The organism is Trebonia sp. (assembly GCF_030042015.1).
Lineage (GTDB): Bacteria > Actinomycetota > Actinomycetes > Streptosporangiales > Streptosporangiaceae > Trebonia.
On the sequence record NZ_JASIAL010000167.1, the window covers coordinates 1 to 7,502 of the forward strand.

At 72.3% G+C, this 7,502-nt stretch carries 4 protein-coding genes; 2 read left to right on the top strand and 2 right to left on the bottom strand.

What is annotated here, in order from left to right; all coding sequences use genetic code 11:
- Nucleotides 1-268 precede the first annotated feature (268 nt).
- Entirely contained in the window at nt 269-1,888 is a 1,620-nt protein-coding gene (locus tag Q1N79_RS08520) for an AMP-binding protein (protein WP_300606374.1), read from the bottom strand.
- A gap of 131 nt (nt 1,889-2,019) precedes the next feature.
- On the opposite strand from Q1N79_RS08520, the gene Q1N79_RS08525 reads away from it, so the two are divergent.
- Nucleotides 2,020-2,850 carry a TIGR03619 family F420-dependent LLM class oxidoreductase gene (locus Q1N79_RS08525; RefSeq protein ID WP_300606377.1) on the top strand — a complete coding sequence of 277 codons (831 nt, stop codon included), beginning with the start codon at nt 2,020-2,022 and terminating at the stop codon, nt 2,848-2,850.
- 394 nt (nt 2,851-3,244) lie between these two features.
- On the top strand, nt 3,245-7,048 hold the full coding sequence (locus tag Q1N79_RS08530; protein ID WP_300606380.1) for a helix-turn-helix domain-containing protein: 3,804 nt from the start codon (nt 3,245-3,247) through the stop codon (nt 7,046-7,048).
- 178 nt (nt 7,049-7,226) lie between these two features.
- Here the strand turns inward: Q1N79_RS08530 and Q1N79_RS08535 are convergent.
- A partial coding sequence (locus tag Q1N79_RS08535; protein WP_300606383.1) for a hypothetical protein occupies nt 7,227-7,502 on the bottom strand: 276 nt, incomplete at its 5' end.

A 7,502-nucleotide genomic window follows, 5' to 3' on the forward strand; every position in this document is an offset into this window, starting at 1 on the left:
CATTTTCTATCACCGTCCTAAACGCCAGCCCATCGTGAGCCGTTACGGCTGGACAATAATGATGCTGCAATCCACTTTCGGGACAGGGCGGAGCCGGAATACGCTCTCAGGCAGTGGGGGTATCGGCAACTTAGGACCCGAGCGGCATATTTTTTGTCCGGATTATGGGGTTTTGTCCCAGCGGCCCGGGTCCTATGTTGCGCGCTCAGTCCTGCTCGCGCCTATCCGGGTGGTCTGGGCGGCTGGCTCGGCGGCCAAAGTTCCGCGGTTACGGCGTGCGGCCGAGGATTTCGATGGACCTCTCGCGCATCTCCACCTTGCGGACCTTGCCGGTGACGGTCATCGGGAACTCGTCCGTGATGTGCACGTAGCGCGGGATCTTGTAGTGCGCCAGCTTCCCGTCGCAGAACTCGCGCAGCGCCTGCGCGGTCAGCGCGGCGGCGCCTGGCCGCAGCCGGATCCAGGCCATCAGTTCCTCGCCGTACTTGGGGTCCGGCACCCCGATCACCTGCGCGTCCAGGATGTCGGGGTGGGTGTAGAGGAACTCCTCGACCTCGCGCGGGTAGACGTTCTCGCCGCCCCTGATCACCATGTCCTTGATCCGGCCGGTGATCGACAGGTAGCCGTCGTCGTCCATCACGGCGAGGTCGCCTGTGTGCATCCAGCGGGCGGCGTCGACGACCTCGGCGGTCTTGTCGGGCTGCTCCCAGTAGCCGAGCATCACCGAGTAGCCGCGGGTGCACAGCTCGCCTGGAGTGCCGCGCGGCACGGTCAGGCCCGTCGCGGGGTCGATCACCTTGACCTCGATGTGCGGGCCCACCCGGCCGACGGTCGCCACCCGGCGCTCGATCGAGTCGTCCATCCGGGTCTGGGTGGACACGGGCGAGGTCTCCGTCATGCCGTAGCAGATCGACACCTCGGTCATGCCCATCCGGTCGATGACCTGCTTCATCACCTCGACCGGGCAAGGCGAGCCTGCCATGATGCCGGTGCGCAGGCTGGACAGGTCGAACGTGTCGAAGCCGGGCACCGCGAGCTCGGCGATGAACATCGTCGGCACCCCGTACAGCGACGTGCAGCCCTGGGCCTGCACCGCCGCCAGGGTCGCCGCCGGGTCGAACGCCGACGCGGGTATCACGATCGCCGCGCCGTGGCTGGTCGCCGCCAGGTTCCCCATCACCATCCCGAAGCAGTGGTAGAACGGCACCGGGATGCAGATCCTGTCCTCGTGGGTGTAGTTGCACAGCTCCCCGACGAAGTACCCGTTGTTCAGGATGTTGTGGTGGGACAGCGTGGCGCCCTTAGGGAACCCGGTGGTCCCCGAGGTGTACTGGATGTTGATCGGGTCGTCGGCGCTCAGCTCGATCGCGCCGAGCGCGGACCGGTCGGCGCCGTGGCCGGCGTCGAGCAGCGAGGTCCAGGCGCCTGAGCCAAGCAGCACGACCTGTTCCAGGCGCGGGCAGCGCGGCCGGACTTCGGCGATCATCGCCGCGTAGTCGGAGGTCTTCAGCCGCTGCGCGGCGACAAGCAGCCGCGTGCCCGACTGGTTCAGCACGAACTCGAGCTCGCTGATGCGGTAGGCGGGGTTGATGTTCACCAGGATCGCGCCGATCTTCGCGGTGGCGTACTGGGTGTAGACCCACTCGGCGCAGTTCGGCGCCCAGATCCCGACCCGGTCCCCCTTGGTGATCCCCAGCCCGAGCAGGGCCAGGGCGAGCGCGTCGACTTCCGCGGCGAGTTCGGCGTACGTCCACTGGCGGCCGGCCGGCACGTCCGCGAGCGCCATCCGGCCCGGGTACCCGGCGACCGCGCGGTCGAAGTTCTCCCCGATCGTGTCGCCGAGCAGCGGCGCCGCCGAGACCGCCGACGTGTAGCTCTTCTCCGCCATGACTTGCTCCCCTCGCCGCCGCGGCCGCCGGACTCTAGCTTGGTACCCGCGCCGGCGCCGCGTCCACGGGGCCGGCGGCCGGTGGGGCGGGGAGACGGCACTGTCCGTTCGGGATAATAGGGTCTTTCATCATGGACACCGGTGTAGCCATCTTCCCGACACACGATGCGATCGCGCCCGCCGACGTGGCGCGGCTGGCCGAGCAGCGCGGGCACGAGTCGCTGTTCTTCCCCGAGCACACGCACATCCCCGCGAGCCGGGCGACGCCCTGGCCTGGCGGGCGGCCGCTGCCGCGCAGGTACGCGCACACGTTCGACCTGTTCGTCGCGGTAACCGCCGCGGTGACCGCGACCACCCGGCTGCGGGTCGGGTCCGGCGTGTGCCTGGTGATCCAGCGGGACCCGATCATCACCGCCAAGGAGGTCGCGTCGGTCGACGTCCTGTCCGGCGGGCGGTTCGAGTTCGGCGTCGGCGCGGGCTGGAACAGGGAAGAGATGGCCAACCACGGCACCGACCCGCGGGTCCGGATGGCGATCATGCGGGAGCGCGTGGAGGCCATGAAGGCGATCTGGACGTCCGAGGAGGCCAGCTACGCCGGGTCGCACGTGTCGTTCGACCGGATCTGGTCGTGGCCGAAGCCCGCGCAACGGCCGCACCCGCCGGTGCTCGTCGGCGGGGACGGGCCGGGCGTGCTTGACCGGGTGCTCGCGTTCGGGGACGCCTGGATCCCGAACCACGCGCCCGCGGGGATCCTGGAGCGGGCGAAGGAGCTGCGGGCGCGGGCGGACCGGGCGGTGGGACTGATCGTGATGGGCGTGCCTGCCGATCCGCGGGTGCTCGAAGCGTACGCGGCGGCTGGGTTCGCGCGGGCGGTGCACTGGCTGCCTTCGGCGCAGCGCGGGCCGGTGGAGCGGGCCTTCGACGCGTTCGAGGCGGCCGTCGCCGAGTTCACGGGCGAATAGCCAGGCTCCCGGGTTCGCGGGAGCGTGGCCGGGTTCGCGGGAGATCGGGGGTGGGCCGTGGCGGTCCCGCGGCCCGGAATCGGATCCGGTCCGCGGGACCGCACGCCCCCCGGTGCGCCCCCGCCCCGTGTCCCCGCCCTGGTGCGCCATTGTGCCCGCTTCGCGGGCCTTTACGCAGGCTTGCCGCCTATGTCCGGACAGAGTCGGACAAGCAAGGCGAAGCGCGCGACAGATCGCAAATTCGCATCGATATCCGAAAACGCGAAGAACTCCGCTGCCGGTCCATGTGTCATCTCAATGCATAGGGTCCTTAGGGGGGCGCCCTTCCATGCGCGGTCTCCTGCGGACGCGAGCTTTCCTTACGCGCATGTCGTGGTGACACCTTGGGAGACCCATGGCTGACCAACAGGCTTCCCCTGACCCGGAGCGGATCGCGACACAAGCGGACTTCGGCCGCGAGCTCACCGCGCTGCGAGAGCGTGCCGGACTGAAGATCCGCGAGGTCGCGAAGGCGACCGGCATCCCGGTCAGCACCACGGGCGACTACTTCTCCGGCCGCCACCTGCCGGCCGACCGCCAGCAGCTGCTGCGGATCCTCGACGTGTGCGGGGAGGCCGATCCCGGCACGACAGCGTGGTGGGAGGCCGCGCTGCGCCGGGCCAGGCGGCCGCCGGGCCGGAAGACCGACACCCCGTACCGTGGCCTGGCGAGGTTCGAGGTCGAGGACGCGCGCTGGTTCTTCGGCCGCGAGGAAGTCACCAACCTGCTCGTCGACCTCGCGGCCGAGGCGACCGCGCTGCCGCTGATGCTCGTCGGGCCTTCCGGCGCGGGCAAGTCGTCGCTGCTGCGCGCCGGCCTGCTGCCCCGGCTGCGGGAACTGGCCGACGCGGCCCCCGGCATCGCCGGGCCGGTGACGGTGCTCGAGCCGACGCACACCCCCGTCGCCGACCTCAAGGCGCACCTCGCCGGGCTGACGCCCGGCCAGGAGGGGGCCGACGGCGGCAGGCCGGCCGTCATCGTCGATCAGTTCGAGGCGGTCTTCACGCTGTGCCAGGACGAGACGCAGCGGCGGGAGTTCATCGCCGGCCTGTGCGACCTGGCCAGGACCGCGCTGGTCGTGCTCGCGCTGCGCGCCGACTTCTACGACCACGCCATCCGCTATCCCGCGCTGGCGAGCGCGCTGCAGTCGCGGCAGGTCGTGCTCGGCCCGATGACGGCGGAACAGGTGTGCCGCGCGGTGACCGAGCCGGCCCGGCTGGCCCGCGTGGACGTCGAAGATGGCCTGGTCGGGCTGCTGCTCGCGGACCTGGCCCCGCACGACGCGCCGCAGGGCGGCGCGTACGAGCCAGGCGCGCTGCCGCTGCTGTCGCACGCGATGCTCGCCACCTGGGAACACAGCCGCGGCGGCACGCTCACGATCGCGGACTACCTGGCCAGCGGCGGGATCAAGGACGCGCTGACCCAGTCCGCGGAGCGGGCGTACGGTAGCCTTTCCGCGGACCAGCAGCAGCTGGCGAGACGGCTGTTCCTGCGGCTCGTGCACGTGGCCGACGACCTGCCGCCGAGCCGCGCCAGCGTCGAACTCGGCGAGCTGCGCGACTGGGGCGGCGACGGCGACCAGGTGCTCGCCACGTTCGTCGACGAGCGGATGATCACGGTGGACGCGGGCTCCGCCCAGATCACGCACGACGCCCTGCTCACGGCCTGGCCGCGGCTGCGGTCCTGGATCGAGGGCGGCATGGACGGGCTGCGCACCCGCAGGCGGATCACCCAGGGCGCCCGCACGTGGGCGGACGCCGACCGGGAGAACGCCGCGCTGTGGCGCGGCAGCCAGCTGGCGGTGGCCAGGGAGTGGGTGGCGGACGAGGACAACCGCGCCGCGCTGCCCGCGCTCGCCGCCGAATTCGTCGACGCCTCGATCGCGCAGGATTCGGCCCTGCGGCGTGCGCGGCGGCGCCGCACCCGGTGGCTGCAGGGCATCGTGGCCGTGCTGACCGCCCTCGTCGTCGTGGTCGCCGGGCTGACGGTCTACGCCTTCAGGCAGCGCCAGGCGGCTTCGACCGCGCAGCAGGAGACGAGCGCGGACGAGACCGCGCTCGAGGCCGGCCAGATCCGCGGCCAGGACCCGTCGCTGGCCGCGCAGCTCAGCGTCTCGGCCTACGGCCTCGTGCACACCCAGCTGGCGACGGCCAGCCTGCTCGAGTCTTCTGGCACGGCGTCGGCAGCCCGCATCGTCGACTCGCCGGGCATCGTGCAGTGGGCGGCGGTCAGCCCGGACCACACGCTGCTCGCGGCGGCCGGCGCCGACGGCACGCTCCGGCTGTGGGACGTGGCCGATCCCGGCCATCCCTTTCTCGTCGCCACGCTGGCCGGGGAGAACTTCAACGATCCGCTGTACGTGGCGGCGTTCAGCCCGGACGGCCGCGTGCTCGCCGCCGCCGGCGCCGGCCAGGTGGTCCGCCTCTGGGACGTGTCGGACCCGGCCCGGCCGCGCCCGCTCGGCGTGCCGCTGACCGGGCCGCGCAACACGATCTACTCGGTCGCGTTCAGCCCCGATGGGCGCACCCTCGCGGTGGGCAGCGCGGATGACACCGTCCGGCTCTTCAACGTGACCGACCCCGCCCGCGCCGTGCCGCTCGGCAGGCCGCTGACCGTGCCGGGCGCGGACGCGTACGTGGAGTCGGTCGCGTTCAGCCCGGACGGCCGGACGCTCGCGGCGGGCACCGCGACCGGCACGGTCTGGCTGTGGAACGTCGCCAGTCCGGCCAGGCCCGTCGCGTTCGCGGGCATGCCGCTCACCGGGCCGGCCATGCAGGTCTCCGGGGTGGCGTTCAGCCCGGACGGCCGGCTGCTCGCCGCGGCCAGCCAGGATAAGAAGGTGTGGCTGTGGCGGCTGGCCGCGGCCGCGCGGGGCGGCACGGCCGCGGCCGGCGCGGCCTTCCCCGACGGAACGCTGAGCGGCGCGGCGAACTGGGTGAACACGGTCGCGTTCAGCCCGGACGGGACGACCCTCGCGGCGGGCACGTCCGACGCGAGCGTGCTGGTCTGGAACCTGGCCACCCGCGCGCTCGCCGACACGCTGCCGCAGACGCAGCCGGTCACCTCGGTGGCCTGGGACGGCCCGGGACGGATCGTGTCCAGCGACGCGGACGGGACGATCTCGCTGTGGACGGTGCCGACGCCTGTGCTGGCGACGGGGAACGCGGCGACGTCGGTCGCCTACAGCCCGGACGGAAAGATCCTCGCCGTCGGCGGCCAGAACGTGCAGATCTGGAACGCGGCCACCCGCCAGCTGATCGCGACGCACCTGCTGCCCGCGAACACGTTCGTCAACGGGCTCGCGTACTCACCGGACGGCGCCGTCATCGCGGTCGCCTACAGCGACGGCACGGCCGGGCTGCTGAACGCGGGCACGCTCGCGCCGCTCGGCAGGCCGTTCCGGGTGACCGCGATGGGCAACGACGAGACGGTCGCGTTCAGCCCGGACGGCGCGATCCTCGCCACCGGCAGCGACGACGGGACCGTTCGGCTGTGGTCGGTGAGCGATCCGGCCCGCCCGCGTCAGCTGAGTTCGGTGCACGACTCGGGCACCTACGTGTACACGGTGGTCTTCTCCCCCAACGGCAGGACGCTCGCCGCGGCGAGCACTGACAACCTCACCCGGCTCTGGGACGTGGCGGACCCGGCCCGCCCGGTCCTGCTCGGCAAGCCGCTCGGCGGGTTCACCAGCTACGCGATCGGGCTGGCGTTCACCCCGGACGGCAAGCTGCTCGCCATCAGCAGCGCGGACAAGACCATCCGCCTGTGGAACGTCGCCAACCCGGCACGCCCGGTCCTGGTGGGCGCGCCGCTGACCGGGCCCGCCGGGTACATCTGGGCGGTGGCGCTCAGCCCGGACGGCGACACGCTCGCGGCCGGCGTCACCGACGGCACCGTGTGGCTGTGGGATGTCGCCAACCCGGCCAGCCCGTCGCTGATCGCCACCCTCACCGGACCGGCCGGCCACGTGTACTCGGTCGCGTTCGCGCCGGCCGGCGGTGAGCTCGCGGCCTCAAGCGACGACGGCACCGTGCACCTGTGGGATACCGACCCCGCGACGGCGGAAGCGGCCATCTGCGCCAACCTCGGCCAGCCGCTGACCGCGACGGAGTGGTCGACGTACGTGCCCGACGTGCCGTACCGCGTGCCGTGCCAGTGAGGACCCCGCGGCCCGCTCGCGCCGTGCCTAGCCGGCCGACCGGCCGACTCTTGGCGGGCGTTTCCCTGGCGTCCCAGGAGTCCCGCAAGTACGACTTTGGACACTTTGTGCGTGGACAAATCGGGCATTCCGGGCGCCAGATGGTCACAGAGTGTACAAAGTCGCCTGTCAGGGGCATTTAGGAGCCGCCGCGCTGGCCGGCGGCGCCGGCCTTGGGCAGCTCAGGAACGTGCGCGGCGGCGGCGCGGCGGCGCAGCAGGCCCGCCACGGCCGTGCCCCACACAAGCACGAGGATGCCGTACAACCCCAGCGGAGCGGCGGCCGCCGGGCCGAACGCGGCGGTCGCGAGGCCGGCGGCGATCGCGAAGTCGCGCATCGACGTGGTCAGCAGCAGGGCGGTGGCCGCGCGCGGGCCGGCTCGCGCGCCGAGCAGCCGGCCAAGCAAGGCGGTCCC